Genomic DNA, 15,364 nt, shown 5'->3' on the forward strand with positions numbered 1-15,364 from the left:
GCACCGCCGAGAGACTGACAAACCACTCGGCCAGATTCGCCAGCCAGGAATCAATGCCCTCATCTTTGTCGATGCCGTCCCGGTTTCGCAGCCGGCTGTGGATGCGGGCTTTTAGCGCCCACCGTGGCGCCAGGTAAATGGCCATCCAGAGTGAGGCGAGGGCGGTGATGGTGGCGAGCAGAAGCAGTGTGTTATCCACGGCCTACCCCCTGGATCATCCGCCAGATCACCACCATGCCGAGCACCTGTAGAACGCCGGCTGCGATCAGCAGGTTGTGGCCGGTGCTGGTATTCAACAGCAGGTCGGCGTAGTCATCGTTCATCAGCACCATGTAGGCGGCAAGCCCGGGCGGCAGCAACGCAAAGGTGGCCGCGGTGAAACGGGTCTCGGCGGTGGCGGCAAGAAACTCCTGGCGCAGCTCCTGCTGCGAGCGCAGGGAGCTGGCCACCTGCTGCAGCACCGGCCGGATCGAAGAGCCAAAACGGGACGAGGTGCGCAGGGCGATGGCCACCATGATCAGCGCTGGCACGCGGTAGAGCCGGGAAAAGTCCTCGAACAGGCCGGTGTATTCGCGGCCCGACTCGACGCCGTTGCGCAAACGGAACACCAGCGGCCGGAACACCGGCGAGGCTTCGTCGAACGCTGTGATCAGGGAATGCTCGAGGGAGCGTCCTGCCTCGATATTACGCAGGACCCCGTCGATGATCCCGGCCAGTTCCTCATGGATGATCTGTCGCTGTTTCTGGAATCTTACCCGCCACGCGATTGCCACCGCGGTGACCACGAAGAACAGGGTAACCAGTAGTACCACGGGGCCTCGGCTGATACCCACGAGTACCAGTGTGCCAACGATCAGCAGCGCAAGAATCGTCAGCCGGCGGCGGGACCAGGTGATGTTGGCCCGCAGCAGGAATGTCTCCAGCGGACCCAGGTCCACCCGGGCACCGCCAAGGACCGTGGTCTCCTGGCTGGGCTGTAGCCGCCCACTGGTTCTTTCAGCCAGCCATCGCCGTGTGCTCCAGCTGCTCCAGCCCCATTGCGCAAGCATCAGCAGGGCGGCTGCGGAGGCGGCAACCAGGGCTGCCAGAAACCAGGCCTGGGCACTCATAGCCGCACCAGCTCGCCGAGGGCGATGGCTTGGTCCTCGCTCAGGTCGCTGTCGGCCCGGTAGAGGGATTCCATTTTGTAGGGGTCATCCGCAGTGGCCTTCATGGCCACCACTTCCCTGACCAGGCGGCGACCATTGGGCAGCCGCGTAAGCTGGACAATCACGTCGAGAGAGGAACCGATGAGGCGGCCGATGGCCCGCTCTCCGGCATCGTAGCCGTTGACCGCGAGCAGGGTTTCGATGCGCACCAGGGCGTCCTTTGCGGTGTTGGAATGGATGGTGCTCATGGAGCCTTCGTGGCCGGTGTTCATCGCCTGCAGCAGCTCGATGATCTCGCCGGAGCGCACCTCGCCGAGGATGATCCGGTCCGGCCGCATCCGCAGGGCGTTGATGACCAGGTCCCTGGCGGTGATCTTGCCGGTGCCCTCGGTGTTCGCAGGGCGGGTCTCCAGACGCACGATATGAGGGTGGTTCAGCTGCAGCTCGGCGGAGTCCTCGATGGTGACCACCCGCTCTTCCCGCGGAATGTACTGGCTCAGCATGTTGAGGATCGTGGTCTTGCCGCTGCCGGTACCGCCGCTGATCAGAATGTTGCGCCGGCTATGCACCAGAGAGGTCAGCAGTTTCAGGCATTCGGCGGTCATGGCGCCGCTGTTGACCAGGTCGGGCGCGGTCAGGTGCTTCTGGGTGAATTTCCGGATGCTGAGGGACGGCCCATCCAGGGCAACGGGGGGAATGATGGCATTGACCCGGGAGCCGTCCGGCAGGCGCGCGTCCACCATGGGGCTGGACTCGTCCAGGCGTCGGCCCAGGGGCGCCAGGATGCGGCGAATGATCCGCACCACATGGTCGTCATCAATGAAGCGGGTGCGGGCTTTTTGCAACACACCCGCCACCTCGATGAAGACATCCTCGGGGCCATTGACCAGGATGTCATTGACGCTCTCATCCGACAGCAGCGGTTCGAGAGGCCCGAAGCCCGCCACTTCATCGTGGATCTCCCGGGTCAGCAGGCCCAGATCCTGGGTGGAGAGCGGCACCCGGTTCTGATCAATGAAACTGCGGATGTTGGCCTGGACAAACCCCTGTAGGGTTTCCCGGTCTGCCTTGCCCACCTCAATGCCCTCTTCATCAAGGCGTTCCACCATAAAGAAGTGTGCCCGCTTCTTGAGGTTCTGGTACTCCTGATCGACCCGGGTCGGCATCCCCTAGCTCCTCACGCTGGCTGGGGCTCAAGGCCCCGTGCAACTGACTCTTCTTTTGGGCGGGCGCTGAAGTCACTTTTTCTGAGCAGGGCCTCGAGCTGGCGCTGATAGGCCGACTTGCGCGGTAGCTTGTGCAACGGCAGGCCCGCGTTGATGGCCATCAGGCGGTTCTGCCAATCCAGCGGCAGTGCGCCCAGGTAGTTGACCCCCACCGCCTGGACCATCTCACTGACCACGGGGCTGCCTTTTTTCTCGTAGCAGTCCAGCAAGAGGGACTGACGGCAGTCTTTCGCGAGATGGTCACGCCAGGACTGCAGGCGCTGGCGGGCCATATGGGCATGTTCCACAATGGGGTGGGTCACCATTACCAGCTCGCAGGCGTGCAGACCAATGGCATGAATCCAGAAATCCGCCACCGACGGGTCCACATTGATGATCAGCCGATCAAACATCCTCAGCAGCTGGCTGATGGCAATGAACAGGTCGGCGTTGCGCTCCTCGCTGGCGGAGGCCGCGGACAGCCGACCTTCCAGCAGGCGGAGATTGGGGGCGTATTCCTCCAGGGCCGTCTCGATCAGGCTTTCGTCCAGCGACTCGGAGTTCTGCAGGAGGTTTTCGAAGGTCAGGCGGTTGTTGCTGTCCAGGTAGAAGGCATGCCGCTCGGTTGCTGCGGTGTCCAGCGCCAGGATCCTGTCTCCCGGGTGCTGCTGGTTCAGGGCAAACGCCAGGCTCTGGGCGAACAGGCGGGAGTCCACCGTGGGGCTGGCACTGGTGACCAGGGTGATCTTTCGCAGACCTTCACGCTGACGGTTTTTCGCAGATGGAGCCGGAGCGTCGTGCAGGAACTGCTGGATGCGAGCACGGACCTCACCACCGTCGGTGCCGGCCACGAAGCAGTCCCGGGCACCCGCCCGCATGCTCTTGAGCAGGAAATCGTGGTTGAGCAGCCGCGCCACGGTAACCACGGTGAGGTCGTCCCCGGCTGGCTGGGCCAGCGCGGCGATCACGCGGAGCGCCTTGCCCGGGTCCTGGTCGTCCACCGCCACCATGACAAAACGACTGCCGGTGGCCTCCACCAGGCGGCTGGCGCGGGAGAAGTCCGAAGACGCCACGAACTCCACCGGCCAGAGGCCATCCAGGGCCCGTTCGAGCCAGGTCCTTATGCCCAGGTCATCTGCAACGCAAACCAGAATATCGTCTCTGTTCATGACATCACCAGCTGAATCCGTGTTTGATGGGGCGTGATCCGGCGTCGGAGCCGATTGCCATGTCGAGCCAGTCGGTGCTGCTGCCCTGGTAGTCCCGGGCAATGGTGTGCAGGCGCGTGTTTTTCTGGCCCGAGGGTGTCACCAGGCGCGGTGTCACCACCATGATCAGCTCCCGGTCTTCACTGGATACCCGATCGGAGCGGAACAGCGCCCCCAGGATCGGGATATTGCCAAGGCCCGGCAGGCGATCGCTGTTGTTGAAAGTGTTACGGCTCACCAGGCCACTGATGATGAAGGTCTCCCCGGACGCCATAGCCACGGTGGTCTCGGTGCGGCGCACCCGCAGGCCCGGTACCGAGACCCCGGCAGTGGAGACCCCGGCGCTGAAATCCAGGTCACTGACCTCCGGTGCCACTTTGAGAATGATCTGGTTCTCGTTCATCACTGTGGGCGTCAGACTGAGGCTGATGCCAAACTCCTTGAACTCCACCTCGATACCTTCCTCGTCACTGCGCACCGGTATGGGGAACTCCCCGCCCGAGAGGAAGGTGGCACTCTGGCCGCTGAGGCTCACCAGGGAGGGCTCGGCCAGGGTGTAGGCAAAGCCACCGGACTCCAGGGCATTGATGATGGCAAGCGAACTTTCGCCGAAACGGAACAGGTTAAAGCCCTGGGAGCTAATGGCCCCGGGTACGCTCCCGGGGCCGGGGAAGGGCTGGAAGCCGGTGGCGGGGGGCGCGAAGCCTGCTGCGGAACGGCCGCCATCGAACAGCTTGGCGTAGTAGGTCCCCAGTTCGTTCAACTGGTTGCGGTTAACCTCCACGATGCGGATGTCGGTCTGGACCTGGGTCCCGAAGGGCAGTCTCTCCCCCAGGGTTCGGGCCACCGCGACCGGAGCCCGCAAGGGGTCGGTCTCGCCCGCCAGCCACACCGATAGCACCGCTGTACCCTCGGCCTTCGCTGTCAGCAGCAACTCGCGTTTGTCGGAAACCGAGACTCCGGCCACGGCCGGATCGGAAATCGCCACTTTGGAAAGGCTCTTGGGGAAGGACAATGTCCGCTGCTCGCCGTTGCCCAGTGTCAGCGGCTCGCCATCAAGCAGGCTGTCGGCCTCTGCCGGTACCGGGACAAGGGCAGCAGCCAGAAGCAGTGCGAAGCAGACGGCGAAAGGCTTAACGTACATAGACATTCCTTGATTCGACACCTTCGAAAACCTGCACACGGGTGGAGGGACGGGAGACCGTGCGTCTTGGAGGCGGTGGTGCGGGGAAGAGGTCGTCGAGGTAGACCGCGGATACCGTCTGCCTGTCACTTCCGGCCGACTGATCAGCCCCGCCAGCTTCCTGCTCAGGCGCAGTGGCCACCAACCTGAGGTTGCCCTCGTTGGAGGCCAGCAGCAGCGCGGAGACCAGCTCTTCCGGAACCGACAGTACCACCGTGCTGTTGCGGCGCTGGTCATTATCCTCGCCGGCTTCACCCTGGTAGGGCACACCCTTGACGGCCAACACCAGTACATTTTCCAGCAGGCGCAGGGCCGCGGGCTCATTTTGTTTGTCCGAGCGCCGGAAGGAGGCGGTCACGTTCACCCGGTCACCGGGTCGCAGTAGCCCGCCCACGCCGGACACATCATCTACGGCGATGGCCATGGCCTGGAAGCCAGGTGCTACCAGTCTTGCCAGCACGCTGTCGGAACGCAGGTGAGCTGACGTGAGTATCTGGCCGGCGGCAAGGCCGGTTTCGACAACCACGCCGTAAGGGGGGGTGGCCGCCGGCAGAGCCTCCGTCACCGGCCGGTCCGAGGCTATAACGGTAAAGGCATCCTCAGCCACCTTCTCACCGGGGGAAAGCGCCCGTGTTGCCATCAGGTACTGGTACCTGGGCGTTTCGGAAGCCTGTACCTGGCTTTCGGCCAGGCTCGGGCTGGGGGCGGGTGCCTCCTTCTTGGCCGACATGAATCCCATCACGGAGAGCGCCAGGGCCAGGATGGCAAGCACGGTTGCCGGGAGAGCGTAGAGCACTCTTTTATTCATTGTTGTGTGCCTTGGAAATCAGATTTGGAACCGGTTTGGTATCAGAATGCCACGGAAGCCTCGACGCTCAGCCTCTCGGGCAGGGGTGGAAACAGACCCAGGAGACCGAAACTCATCTGGGGGATCACGGGTGCCTCGGTGTTGTTGAGGGTCATTGAGCAGCGGAGCAACTCCAGCCCCTGGACGGTGGACAGCACGCAACCTGAACTCTCGATGGCTTCCCGGAAAGCGGGCGATAGCCTGCCCGCTCCTTCGGTCAGCACGGCGGTTGCCGTTGTCGTCACCTGTTCACCCAGCGCATCCTCATGGACACGGTTTCGATCCACCCTCAGGGCGGAGGAAGCCGCCTGATCCACCACCCCTTGCATTTCATACTTTCCGAAGAACAGCAACCCGTAGGTGGCGGCGGCGTAGAGCATGGCCACGACAAAGGGAAACAGAAACAGGAATTCCAGAGCCACTGCTCCCTTGCTTTTCTTCATCTCCTGTTCCTCACCAGAGTATGAGCGCGGTCATCCCGGAACCGAAACGAAAAGCCTCAGCCCGGAACCTTGGCGAAGAGACCGTCAAAAATGCCTTTGACTGTCTGCTGGACCGTGTCGTTACTGAAGGCAAACACCATGATGGCCACCAGTGCGCCTGCCAGTACCAGGTACTCCAGGGCCGAGGCGCCGTCCTGCTTGGAGCGGGTGGAAAGCCGGTGCGCCTGCAGCTGAATGGTGGCGCGGGTGGGGAGGTTGGCGAGTTTCTTGATGTTGGTAGTCAATTTTTTCATTTTTACATCCTTATTGTTTTTAAGAATACGTTTTTTTGTTGGCAAATTTTCCAGGGCTTCTGAGCGGTTCAAGTTAGAAGCTGATACCTGGTACCGACCTTATGTGCTTAGTCTGAATGAGCGTTCATCATTTTGGCTACATGTCGTCAGGGGTCTTTTTGTTACTGATTGTCAAGCTGTATGCCCGTCAGTAACCGGATGCTTGATCCGACCAAGATCACGCATGCAGTGTGACATCGCTCACACAAAGTAACCTAGTGATAACAAGGAAGAATTGCCCAAAATGACAAGTAATGACGGCAAAATAGTCAATCGTCGCAGATCTGCCGCAACCGGTTGTCCGTGAATCGTTTATAGAGTCTTTGGCAGGGGCGACTCGGGGGCGCGTCTGGAAAGCGAAAAAAATTGAGGCGGGCCGGATCTGCGGTACCGAAATGGGAGGTAAGTAATCTTTTGTTACAGTTTGCCAAGCCTGTCAATGTTCGCTTTGAGTGCATGGCATAGAGTGTCGTCACAACCACAAACAAGGATAACGGTTGCCCGATGACACGCCTTGCCTGCCTCTCCCTGACTCTGTCCTTTCTGACGCTCGCCGGCTGTGGTGGCGGTGACGATACCGCGGAACGCCCGGTGGACGGCCGCGACATCGACGGCGTCAACAACCAGACCCTGGGGGTCTACCAGGGCAGGGTCATCGACGGCTACCTGCGCAACGCCCGGGTCTGGCTGGATCTGGATGGCGACTTCCAGTACACCGGCGAGCCGGTCACCGTCACCCTGGACTCCGGTATCGAGGTGATCGTGGAGGGCGGCGAGCCCACCGCCATGAGCGGCCCCGGCGGCCGTTTCGAGCTGGACACCACGGAGCTGATCCGCGATCCGCTGGAGGCGCCGAATCTGGACCCGCGGGACTACCCCCTGGTGGCGGTGGCCATCCCCGGCATCACCGAGGAAGAGACCCGCGCCGGTAATGTGGTGATCAGCCAGGGCTACACCCTGAGTGCGCCGCCCGGCAGCAATAATGTGACGCCCCTGACCACCCTGCAGCACGCCAGAGGCGACGGGCTCTTCAGCCTGGCAGGGCAGGGTCCGGATGAGCTGGCGCAGCGCCTTGCCAACATCAACTTGCAGGGGGACTACATCCGGGCCGGTGACGAGCGCGCCCACGCTTACGCGCGCGCGCTGGCCCGCTTCCTGGGTGCCCAGTTCCCCGATGACGCCGCCGCCAGGCTGGGGGAAGGTACCACGGAGGTCCTCGACGGTTCGGCGCTGAAGCTGCTGCGGCTATCGCTGGTGCAGAATGCCAGCGCGGTAATCCGGGCTGTGGATGACGCCGTGGCCGGTGGCGATTACAGCAACCTGGCCATCGAGGAACTGGTATTACCGGAGGTGACCCTGGATCTGGCCGATCCGGTGCTGCTGCGCAGCCAACTGGTGAGAACCTTCGATCAGAACGCCGACGGCCTGCCCGTGGGCCGCAGCAGCCTGCTGCTGGAATCCGCCGAATTGAGCTTCCAGTACGACCCTGCCGGCGCCCTGCGGAGCATCGCCGCCAACGGCTGCATGGCGCCGAAGCTGCAGGACCTGGTGCGCCTGGCCAACGCCGGTGGTCGCATTGCCGCCACCGGCATGCAGGGCCTGACCGGTGTGTCCCTGGCCCAGATCAGCCGGCAATACTATCTCGACGACCAGGCGGTGGATGAGCGCCTGGTGCTGGACTGGGAGAGCCGGACCGCGGCATTCGACACCCGCACCAGCTGTGATCCGGGTCTGGCCAGCGGCTCCGAACTGGGCGGGCCGGCGGAGCGCACTTACACCTGGACCATGAACGGTGAAAACAAGGTCGCCAGCATCACCGACGGTACCCACACGCTGACCCCGGACTACAGTAACGCCAGTTCCGAGTTCTCGGGCTATACCCTGCAGGATGGTGACGACAACGTCATTGAGCAGGTCACCCTGACCGGGCAAATCGGCGACTGCAGTGGCGCCATCGCCGAGGAGGACCGGGAGGCCAGCCGGGTAATCTCTGCCCAGCAGCCCTACACTTTCACCGGCCACGAGCCGCAGCCGGCGGGATTTCCGGCCCTGCAGCTGGACTGGGACCGCCGCGACGGGCGTGACGATCTGCTGCGTTATGGCTTCCTGGATCCTGACATCGATGTCACCGGGGAGGGCCTGCAGTGGGAGTTCCGCTATCTCGCGGATGACGCCTTCGGCGAACCGGTCCAGACCGGCCTGGTGGCCTATTCCTCACTGGCCAGGTTCACCGGGGCTCGCAGCTGCGGCTCGGAGGCCTCCACACTGGCCGCCACCGACCTCTACGGCATCATCGAGTCGGACTATTCCCGGCTCTCGGACTACCTGGCGGATGAGATCGACGGGTCCTGACGGGGCCCGATGATGGCAATAGCCGCAGGGTTCTGACACTGGGGAAACCAGCACAAACACCGGCGAACAAGCCGGGACGCTGCAATAAAACGGTTTGGGAATTTTCATGTCGCCATTTCCTGGGGAAGGAAATGGTGCCGAGGAGAGGACTTGAACCTCCACGGGGTTGCCCCCACTAGCACCTGAAGCTAGCGTGTCTACCAATTTCACCACCTCGGCAGGTGATTTGCAGTCTCCAGGAGCAGATGTTACTTGCTGATCTGTCTGGTTTTCTGCATCTGGCTGAAGCTTGTCGCTCAACCAGTGGCGCGTACTTTAATCATTCGGAAAAACGCTGTCAAACATTTTTTTCAGGGTCCGAGGCGCCGTGGGTTAGGTCTCAGAGGGCAGTCGGCGCTATACTCGGATCACATTCAATCACCCCAGCCCAAACAAGGGCTTGCGGTGCAGGAGAAAGGCAAGGATACGAATGGCGTCGAGCAAGAAAGTGGATAAGGATCCTCACGCGCAGCGTGAATCGCAAAAATACGACAACCCGATCCAGAGCCGGGAGTTTATCCTCGATCACCTCCGCCAGCGGGGGGCGCCCGCGACCCACGAAACACTCTGCCAGGAACTGGGTCAGACCAGCCCCGAGGGTATTGAAGCCCTGCGCCGGCGGCTGATCGCCATGTGCCGCGACGGCCAGGCCATCTGCAACCGCGCCGGCGCCTATCTGCCCATCGATGAGGCGGACCTGGTCACCGGCCGGGTGGTAGGCCACCGCGACGGCTTCGGCTTTCTGGTGCCGGACGGCGAGGGTTCCGACCTCTTTCTCAGCGCCCGCCAGATGCGCCAGGTGTTCCACGGTGACCGGGTGGCGGCCCGGGTCGACAGCGTTGACGACCGTGGCCGCTGGGAGGGTGTGATTGTCGAGGTGCTGGAGCACCGTACCCAGCAGACCGTGGGTCGGCTGTTCCGGGAAAGCGGCATCTCCTTTGTGGTGCCCGAGAACGCCCGCATCAATCATGAGGTGCTGATTCCCGAGGAGCACTGTGGCGATGCCTACCATGGCCAGTACGTGGTGGTGGACATCCTGCGCCAGCCCAGCATGCGGGCCAAGCCCACCGGCAAGATCGTCGAAGTGCTGGGGGACCACATGGCCCCGGGCATGGAGATCGCCGTCGCCATCCGTTCCTACGATATTCCCCACAGCTGGCCGCCAGCGGCGGCAACCCAGGCGGCCTCGATCCCGCTGGAGGTGCCGGAAAAGGACAAGGCCAACCGGGTCGACCTGCGTAACCTGCGCCTGGTCACCATTGATGGCGAGGACGCCCGCGACTTTGACGACGCCATCTATTGTGAGCGCCGCCCCCGTGGTGGCTTCCGTCTGGTGGTGGCCATTGCCGACGTGTCCCACTACGTGCGCCCGGGTACCCCTCTGGACGAGGAGGCCATCAATCGCGGCAATTCGGTGTATTTCCCGGACCACGTGGTGCCCATGCTGCCGGAGAAACTCTCCAACGGCCTGTGTTCACTGAACCCGGGGGTGGACCGGCTCTGCGTGGTGGCCGACCTGACCATCAGTGCCGCCGGCCGGATCAGCGGCTATACCTTTTATCAGGCCCTGATGCACAGTCACGCCCGGCTGACCTACAACAAGGTCAGCGACATGCTGCAGCGGCCGGACTCCGAGAAGGGCCAGGCCCTGCGGGCCCAGTACGCCGACGTGGTGCCGCACCTGGAAGTGCTCTACGACGCCTACAAGCTGTTCCGCCAGGCCCGTACCGAGCGGGGCGCCATCGATTTCGAGACCACCGAGACCCGGGTGATCTTTGACGCCACCCGCAAGATCGAGGAAATCGTCCCGGTGGAGCGCAACGACGCCCACAAGATTGTCGAGGAGTGCATGCTGTGCGCCAACGTGGCCACGGCCCGTTTCCTCAAGAAGCACAAGATCCCGGCCCTGTACCGGGTCCATGACGGCCCCTCGGAAGAGCGCCTGGCGGCGTTGCGGCTGTTTCTTGGCGAGCTGGGGCTGCAGCTCGGCGGCGGTGACGATCCCACCTCCGCCGATTACCAGGCCCTGCTGGAGTCCATCAAGGACCGGCCCGATGCCCACGTGATCCAGATGGTGATGCTGCGCTCCCTGAGCCAGGCGGTCTACAGCCCGGAGGAGCGGGGCCACTTTGGTCTGGGCTTCCCGCACTACACCCATTTCACCTCGCCCATCCGGCGCTACCCGGACCTGGTGGTGCATCGGGCCATCAAGTCGGTGGTCCACGGCGACGAGGCCACCGACACGGTGGTCAAGCCCGCCAAGAAGGACCCCGAGCTGGCCCATTATCCCTACGACCTGGCCCAGGTCGAGCAGCTGGGTGAGCACTGCTCCATGACCGAGCGCCGGGCCGATGACGCCACCCGCGATGTCATGGCCTGGCTTAAGTGCGAGTACCTGCGTGATCACGTCGGTGAGGAGTTCGACGGCGTCATCGCCGCCGTGGTGCCCTTCGGCTTCTTTGTCGAGCTGAAGGACGTCTATATAGAAGGCCTGGTGCATGTCTCCACCCTCAGTGGCGACTACTTCCACCACGATGCCGCCAAGCATCGCCTGATCGGCGAGCGTACCGCCGTCAGCTTCCGGCTTGGTGACGAGGTCCGGGTGAAAGTGGTGCGGGTGGATCTGGAGGATCGCAAGATCGACCTGGAGCTGGTCAGCGAGCCCCAGCGCCGGCAGGCCGACCGGGATGCCCTGCCGGCCAAGCAGCGGGAAGCCAAGGGCAAGGGCCGCGGCAAGGACGACGGCCGCGGGAAAAGCGGCGCAAGCAAGAGCCGCAAGCCCAAGAGCGCCAAGGAAAAGCTGGCCAGTGAGGCGGCCCGGGAGGCCGGCTCGAAAGCCGCCGGCAAGGGCCGTGGCAAGGGTGGCAAAACCGGCGGGGGCGACGGCAAGAAGCCGAAGTCCGGCGGCGCCTCGCGCCGCTCCGGCAAGAGCTCCAAGTCGGGGAAATGATCGGTGGCTGATGACTTTGTGTTTGGCTGGCATGCCGTGGAGGCTGTGCTCAAGCGGGAGCCGGCGCGGCTGCAGCAGGTCTGGATCCAGACCGGCCGGCAGGACAAGCGGGTCCAGGCCATAACCGCTGAACTGGATACCCTCGATGTGCCCTGGCAGGTGGTGCACCGGCGTGAACTGGACAGTCGCGTCGCCGGTGTGCACCAGGGCGTGGTGGCCCAGGTGGGGGAGAGCCGCGAGTGGCAGGAGGCCGATCTGCTGGCGACGCTGGGGGAGTCTCCGCAGCCGCCCCTGTTGTTGGTGCTGGACGGTGTCACGGATCCCCACAACCTCGGGGCCTGTCTGCGCACTGCCGATGCCGCCGGCGTGCTGGCGGTGGTGGTGCCCAAGGACAAGTCGGCGGCACTGACGCCCACGGCGCGCAAGGTGGCCTGCGGCGCCGCCGAAACCGTGCCGCTGGTGCGGGTCACCAACCTGGCCCGGTGTCTGAAGGCGCTGCAGGATGCCGGGGTCTGGCTGATCGGCACCGCCGGCGAGGCCGAAGCCAGTCTGCACCAGGCCGATTTCAGCGGCAGCGTGGCGCTGGTGATGGGTGCCGAAGGCAAAGGCATGCGGCGCCTGACCCGGGAGCGCTGTGACCAGCTGATCCACATCCCCATGCAGGGCCACGTGGACAGCCTCAACGTGTCCGTGGCCACCGGTGTCTGCCTCTACGAGGCGGTGCGCCAGCGGCTCGCCAGCCGCTGAGGCGGCAGGTTTTTCACCGCATTCCTTGCATAGCCCCTTGGAGGCGCATAAAATGCGTCTCCCCCTTTCTCCGGGGGCGGTGCCTTATTGCCTGAAAGTCTTTCCTGCAAACGGCGTCGTACTGAAGAAAAATCAGTAAAACCGGCAGTTATCCGCTGCCACCTCCTTGCTTCTGACCGCGTACGCGCTGGCGGAAGCTGTTTAAACCGTAGGGAGAACTCATGCGTCACTACGAAATCGTATTCATGGTACACCCGGATCAGAGCGAGCAGGTGCCCGCGATGATCGAGCGTTACACCAACACCATCACTGAAGATGGTGGCAAGGTGCATCGCCTGGAAGATTGGGGCCGTCGTCACCTGGCTTACCCGATCAACAAGATCCACAAGGCTCACTACGTCCTGATGAACGTTGAATGTTCCCAGGCCGCGCTGGACGAGCTAGCCCATAACTTCCGTTTCAACGACGCCATCATCCGTGACCTGGTCACCCGTTGTGATGAAGCCGTTACTGAAATGTCACCGATGAAAGCCTCTGAGTCCCGTGAAGACCGGCGCTCCGGCGGCGACGACCGTCCCCGTCGTTCCGCTGAGTCTGACGATCGCCGTCGCAGCGAAACCCAGGACGAAGAAGAGTAAACCACCACCGGAGTTGAGGAGTTATTCATGGCTCGTTTTTTCAGACGTCGCAAGTTCTGCCGCTTCACGGCAGAGGGTGTGAAGCAGATCGACTACAAGGATCTGGACACCCTGAAAGGTTACATCACTGAAACCGGCAAGATCGTGCCCAGCCGTATTACCGGCACCAAAGCACGCTACCAGCGTCAGCTGTCCAGCGCCATCAAACGCGCTCGGTTCCTGGCTCTGCTGCCGTACTCGGACAGCCACGACAACTAAGTAACAACAGGATTCGGGACCATGCGGGCATTGGCAGAATTCGTGATGCGCGGTCCCCTGCAGGCAGCCGGGGTCGCCGTCATTACGATGGCAATACCCCTGCTGTTCTGGATCGGCGCCGCCGTCATCGGGCTGGTGATCCTGAGGCTCGGCCTCAGGCAGGGTGTCAACATTGGCATCTGGGCCAGCCTTCCAGGCCTGGGCTGGGCCATCGTCGGTGGCGATCCGACGGCTCTGTCGGTGCTGGTGATGGTGATGGTCATGGCGGCGGTGCTTCGGGCAACGCAGTCCTGGGAGCGCAGCCTGGTGGCGGGCAGTCTGGTCACCGTGCTGATTGGCGTACTGCTGCCGGTGCTCTACCCGGCCATGCTGGATCAACTGGTGCAAACCGGTGTGTCCTTCTACCAGCAGTACAATGCGGAAGTGGCACAGGAGCTGGGTGACCAGCTTGAGCCGGTGATTCGCCAGACCATGAACGCCAGTATGGCGGGCACGTTTCTGGTGACGGCGGTGGTGCTCACCATGCTGGCCCGCTCCTGGCAGGCGAAACTCTACAACCCCGGTGGTTTCCGGGAGGAGTTTCATGGCTTCCGGCTCTCCGGCCCCATGGCAGTGGGTCTGCTGGTTGTGATGGTGGCGGGACCGTTCCTGGGACTGAATTCCGTCCTGGTGGTCTGGGCCGCCGGCCTGCCGATGGTGGTGGCTGCCATTGCCCTGGTGCATGGTGCGGTTGGCCGCCGGGGCATGGGAACGCAATGGCTGGTGATGTTCTACGTTGCCCTGCTGATTCTGGGTCCGAGTCTGTTGTTGTTATTGGTGGCTTTGGCATTTTTGGATAGCTGGCTGGATATCAGGAAGCGCATCACGCCTTCCGGACCGGCTGAATAAAGCACGAAGAGGTTAACGAGATGGAAGTTATTCTGCTCGAGAAAGTGGCAAACCTGGGTTCCCTGGGTGACAAGGTAAAAGTAAAGTCCGGTTACGGTCGCAATTTCCTGGTGCCCTACGGCAAGGCCGTTCCGGCCACCAAGGACAACCTGGAAGCGTTCGAAGCCCGTCGCGCCGAGCTGGAGAAGGCCGCCGCTGAAAAGCTGGCCTCCGCCGAAGCTCGCGCCGAGAAGCTCAACGGTGCCTCCTTCACCATCAGCTCCAAGGCCGGTGACGAAGGCAAACTGTTCGGCTCCATCGGTGTCCGTGACATCGCTGACGCCATCAGCACCAGCGGCACCGAAGTGGAAAAGAGCGAAGTTCGCCTGCCGGAAGGCCCGCTGCGCGCCGTGGGCGAGTACGACATCGAGCTGCAGCTACACTCGGACGTAACCGCCGAGGTCAAGGTGACCGTAGTCGCCGAGTAATCGGCTCTGGGTCGGCCTCCGCGCCGACCCGCAGACATCGTCCCTGCCGCCGCCATGGCGTCGGGACGGACAGACAGGCCCGGAGTTGCGTGAGCGACTTCCGGGCCTGCCTGTTTCTGATATGCTTGTAGCCCTGATCCGGCACCCAGCCGGGGCAGGGTCCGATTCTGTCAGCCCGTACAACCACCGAAGAAGCAGTCATGGCCAATCCCAACCTCAAGCCGGCGCCGTCCGACACCGAAACCAGTCGCATCAAGGTGCCACCCCATTCCATTGAGGCGGAGCAGGCGGTGCTGGGCGGCCTGATGCTGGACAACCGGCGCTTTGACGAGGTCTCCGAGATCATCACCGCGGACGATTTCTATCGCCAGGGCCACCGGCTGATCTTTGGTGCGGCGGAGCGCCTGGCGGCGGAGAGCGAACCGCTGGACGTGGTCACCCTGGCGGAATTCCTGGAGCGGGCCGGCGACATCGATGACGCCGGCGGCCTGTCCTACCTGGCGGAACTGGCGGAGAAAACCCCGGGCGCGGCCAACATCAAGGCTTATGCCCAGATCGTCCGGGAGCGTTCGGTGATGCGCCAGCTGGTGGAGGTGTCCGGCAACATCGCCGATTCCGCCTTCAATCCCCAGGGCCGTACCAGCGACGAGCTGCTGGAC

The 15,364-nt window shown here is 63.1% G+C and carries 16 protein-coding genes and 1 tRNA gene; 8 read left to right on the plus strand and 9 right to left on the minus strand.

What is annotated here, in order from left to right:
* The 8 genes from R3280_RS12405 to R3280_RS12440 form a co-directional block, all read right to left on the minus strand.
* On the minus strand, window positions 1-199 hold a 199-nt coding region (locus tag R3280_RS12405), incomplete at its 3' end, for a hypothetical protein (RefSeq protein WP_318998924.1).
* Entirely contained in the window at window positions 192-1,109 is a 918-nt protein-coding gene (locus R3280_RS12410) for a type II secretion system F family protein (RefSeq protein WP_318998925.1), read from the minus strand. The genes R3280_RS12410 and R3280_RS12405, both read right to left, overlap by 8 nt.
* Window positions 1,106-2,314 (minus strand): CpaF family protein, encoded by a 1,209-nt coding sequence (locus tag R3280_RS12415; protein WP_318998926.1) that lies wholly within the window; start codon window positions 2,312-2,314, stop codon window positions 1,106-1,108. Before R3280_RS12415 ends, R3280_RS12410 begins: the two co-directional genes overlap by 4 nt.
* Window positions 2,315-2,325: 11 nt before the next feature.
* Entirely contained in the window at window positions 2,326-3,522 is a 1,197-nt protein-coding gene (locus R3280_RS12420; protein ID WP_318998927.1) for a hypothetical protein, read from the minus strand.
* Window positions 3,523-3,526: 4 nt separating this feature from the next.
* A complete protein-coding gene (locus R3280_RS12425) occupies window positions 3,527-4,705 on the minus strand; it encodes a type II and III secretion system protein family protein (RefSeq protein ID WP_318998928.1) in 1,179 nt (392 codons plus the stop codon).
* Complete coding sequence (cpaB, locus tag R3280_RS12430; protein ID WP_318998929.1) at window positions 4,695-5,552, minus strand: Flp pilus assembly protein CpaB; 858 nt, start codon at window positions 5,550-5,552, stop codon at window positions 4,695-4,697. The genes R3280_RS12425 and cpaB overlap by 11 nt, the downstream gene beginning before the upstream one ends.
* A 41-nt stretch (window positions 5,553-5,593) precedes the next feature.
* On the minus strand, window positions 5,594-6,034 hold the full coding sequence (locus R3280_RS12435) for a TadE/TadG family type IV pilus assembly protein (RefSeq protein ID WP_318998930.1): 441 nt from the start codon (window positions 6,032-6,034) through the stop codon (window positions 5,594-5,596).
* 56 nt (window positions 6,035-6,090) lie between these two features.
* Entirely contained in the window at window positions 6,091-6,327 is a 237-nt protein-coding gene (locus tag R3280_RS12440; protein WP_318998931.1) for a hypothetical protein, read from the minus strand.
* Between the two features lie 543 nt (window positions 6,328-6,870).
* Between R3280_RS12440 and R3280_RS12445 the strand changes: the two genes are divergently transcribed.
* Complete coding sequence (locus tag R3280_RS12445; RefSeq protein ID WP_318998932.1) at window positions 6,871-8,718, plus strand: hypothetical protein; 1,848 nt, start codon at window positions 6,871-6,873, stop codon at window positions 8,716-8,718.
* 132 nt (window positions 8,719-8,850) lie between these two features.
* Here R3280_RS12445 and R3280_RS12450 read toward each other — a convergent pair.
* Window positions 8,851-8,937 (minus strand) — tRNA-Leu (locus tag R3280_RS12450).
* A 250-nt stretch (window positions 8,938-9,187) separates the two neighbouring features.
* On the opposite strand from R3280_RS12450, the gene rnr reads away from it, so the two are divergent.
* From rnr to R3280_RS12485, 7 genes are all read left to right on the plus strand, one after another.
* Window positions 9,188-11,707, plus strand: coding sequence for a ribonuclease R (rnr, locus tag R3280_RS12455; protein WP_318998933.1), 2,520 nt, complete (start codon window positions 9,188-9,190; stop codon window positions 11,705-11,707).
* Window positions 11,708-11,710: 3 nt separating this feature from the next.
* The gene (rlmB, locus tag R3280_RS12460; protein WP_318998934.1) at window positions 11,711-12,454 is read left to right on the plus strand and encodes a 23S rRNA (guanosine(2251)-2'-O)-methyltransferase RlmB; all 744 of its coding nucleotides are present in this window, start codon (window positions 11,711-11,713) and stop codon (window positions 12,452-12,454) included.
* A gap of 221 nt (window positions 12,455-12,675) precedes the next feature.
* Window positions 12,676-13,092, plus strand: coding sequence for a 30S ribosomal protein S6 (gene rpsF, locus R3280_RS12465; RefSeq protein ID WP_318998935.1), 417 nt, complete (start codon window positions 12,676-12,678; stop codon window positions 13,090-13,092).
* Between the two features lie 27 nt (window positions 13,093-13,119).
* Window positions 13,120-13,350 carry a 30S ribosomal protein S18 gene (gene rpsR / locus R3280_RS12470; protein ID WP_318998936.1) on the plus strand — a complete coding sequence of 77 codons (231 nt, stop codon included), beginning with the start codon at window positions 13,120-13,122 and terminating at the stop codon, window positions 13,348-13,350.
* Window positions 13,351-13,371: 21 nt separating this feature from the next.
* Entirely contained in the window at window positions 13,372-14,238 is an 867-nt protein-coding gene (locus R3280_RS12475; RefSeq protein WP_318998937.1) for a hypothetical protein, read from the plus strand.
* A gap of 20 nt (window positions 14,239-14,258) precedes the next feature.
* The gene (gene rplI, locus R3280_RS12480) at window positions 14,259-14,705 is read left to right on the plus strand and encodes a 50S ribosomal protein L9 (RefSeq protein WP_318998938.1); all 447 of its coding nucleotides are present in this window, start codon (window positions 14,259-14,261) and stop codon (window positions 14,703-14,705) included.
* A gap of 200 nt (window positions 14,706-14,905) precedes the next feature.
* On the plus strand, window positions 14,906-15,364 hold a 459-nt coding region (locus R3280_RS12485; RefSeq protein ID WP_318998939.1), incomplete at its 3' end, for a DnaB-like helicase N-terminal domain-containing protein.

Source organism: Marinobacter sp., assembly GCF_033722195.1.
GTDB lineage: Bacteria > Pseudomonadota > Gammaproteobacteria > Pseudomonadales > Oleiphilaceae > Marinobacter.

Coding starts and splice junctions, on each gene's coding strand:
- R3280_RS12410 (WP_318998925.1), bottom strand. CDS start 1,109: ATGAGTGCCCAGGCCTGGTTTCTGGCAGCCCTGGTTGCCGCCTCCGCA.
- R3280_RS12415 (WP_318998926.1), bottom strand. CDS start 2,314: ATGCCGACCCGGGTCGATCAGGAGTACCAGAACCTCAAGAAGCGGGCA.
- R3280_RS12420 (WP_318998927.1), bottom strand. CDS start 3,522: ATGAACAGAGACGATATTCTGGTTTGCGTTGCAGATGACCTGGGCATA.
- R3280_RS12425 (WP_318998928.1), bottom strand. CDS start 4,705: ATGTACGTTAAGCCTTTCGCCGTCTGCTTCGCACTGCTTCTGGCTGCT.
- cpaB (WP_318998929.1), bottom strand. CDS start 5,552: ATGAATAAAAGAGTGCTCTACGCTCTCCCGGCAACCGTGCTTGCCATC.
- R3280_RS12435 (WP_318998930.1), bottom strand. CDS start 6,034: ATGAAGAAAAGCAAGGGAGCAGTGGCTCTGGAATTCCTGTTTCTGTTT.
- R3280_RS12440 (WP_318998931.1), bottom strand. CDS start 6,327: ATGAAAAAATTGACTACCAACATCAAGAAACTCGCCAACCTCCCCACC.
- R3280_RS12445 (WP_318998932.1), top strand. CDS start 6,871: ATGACACGCCTTGCCTGCCTCTCCCTGACTCTGTCCTTTCTGACGCTC.
- rnr (WP_318998933.1), top strand. CDS start 9,188: ATGGCGTCGAGCAAGAAAGTGGATAAGGATCCTCACGCGCAGCGTGAA.
- rpsF (WP_318998935.1), top strand. CDS start 12,676: ATGCGTCACTACGAAATCGTATTCATGGTACACCCGGATCAGAGCGAG.
- rpsR (WP_318998936.1), top strand. CDS start 13,120: ATGGCTCGTTTTTTCAGACGTCGCAAGTTCTGCCGCTTCACGGCAGAG.
- R3280_RS12475 (WP_318998937.1), top strand. CDS start 13,372: ATGCGGGCATTGGCAGAATTCGTGATGCGCGGTCCCCTGCAGGCAGCC.
- rplI (WP_318998938.1), top strand. CDS start 14,259: ATGGAAGTTATTCTGCTCGAGAAAGTGGCAAACCTGGGTTCCCTGGGT.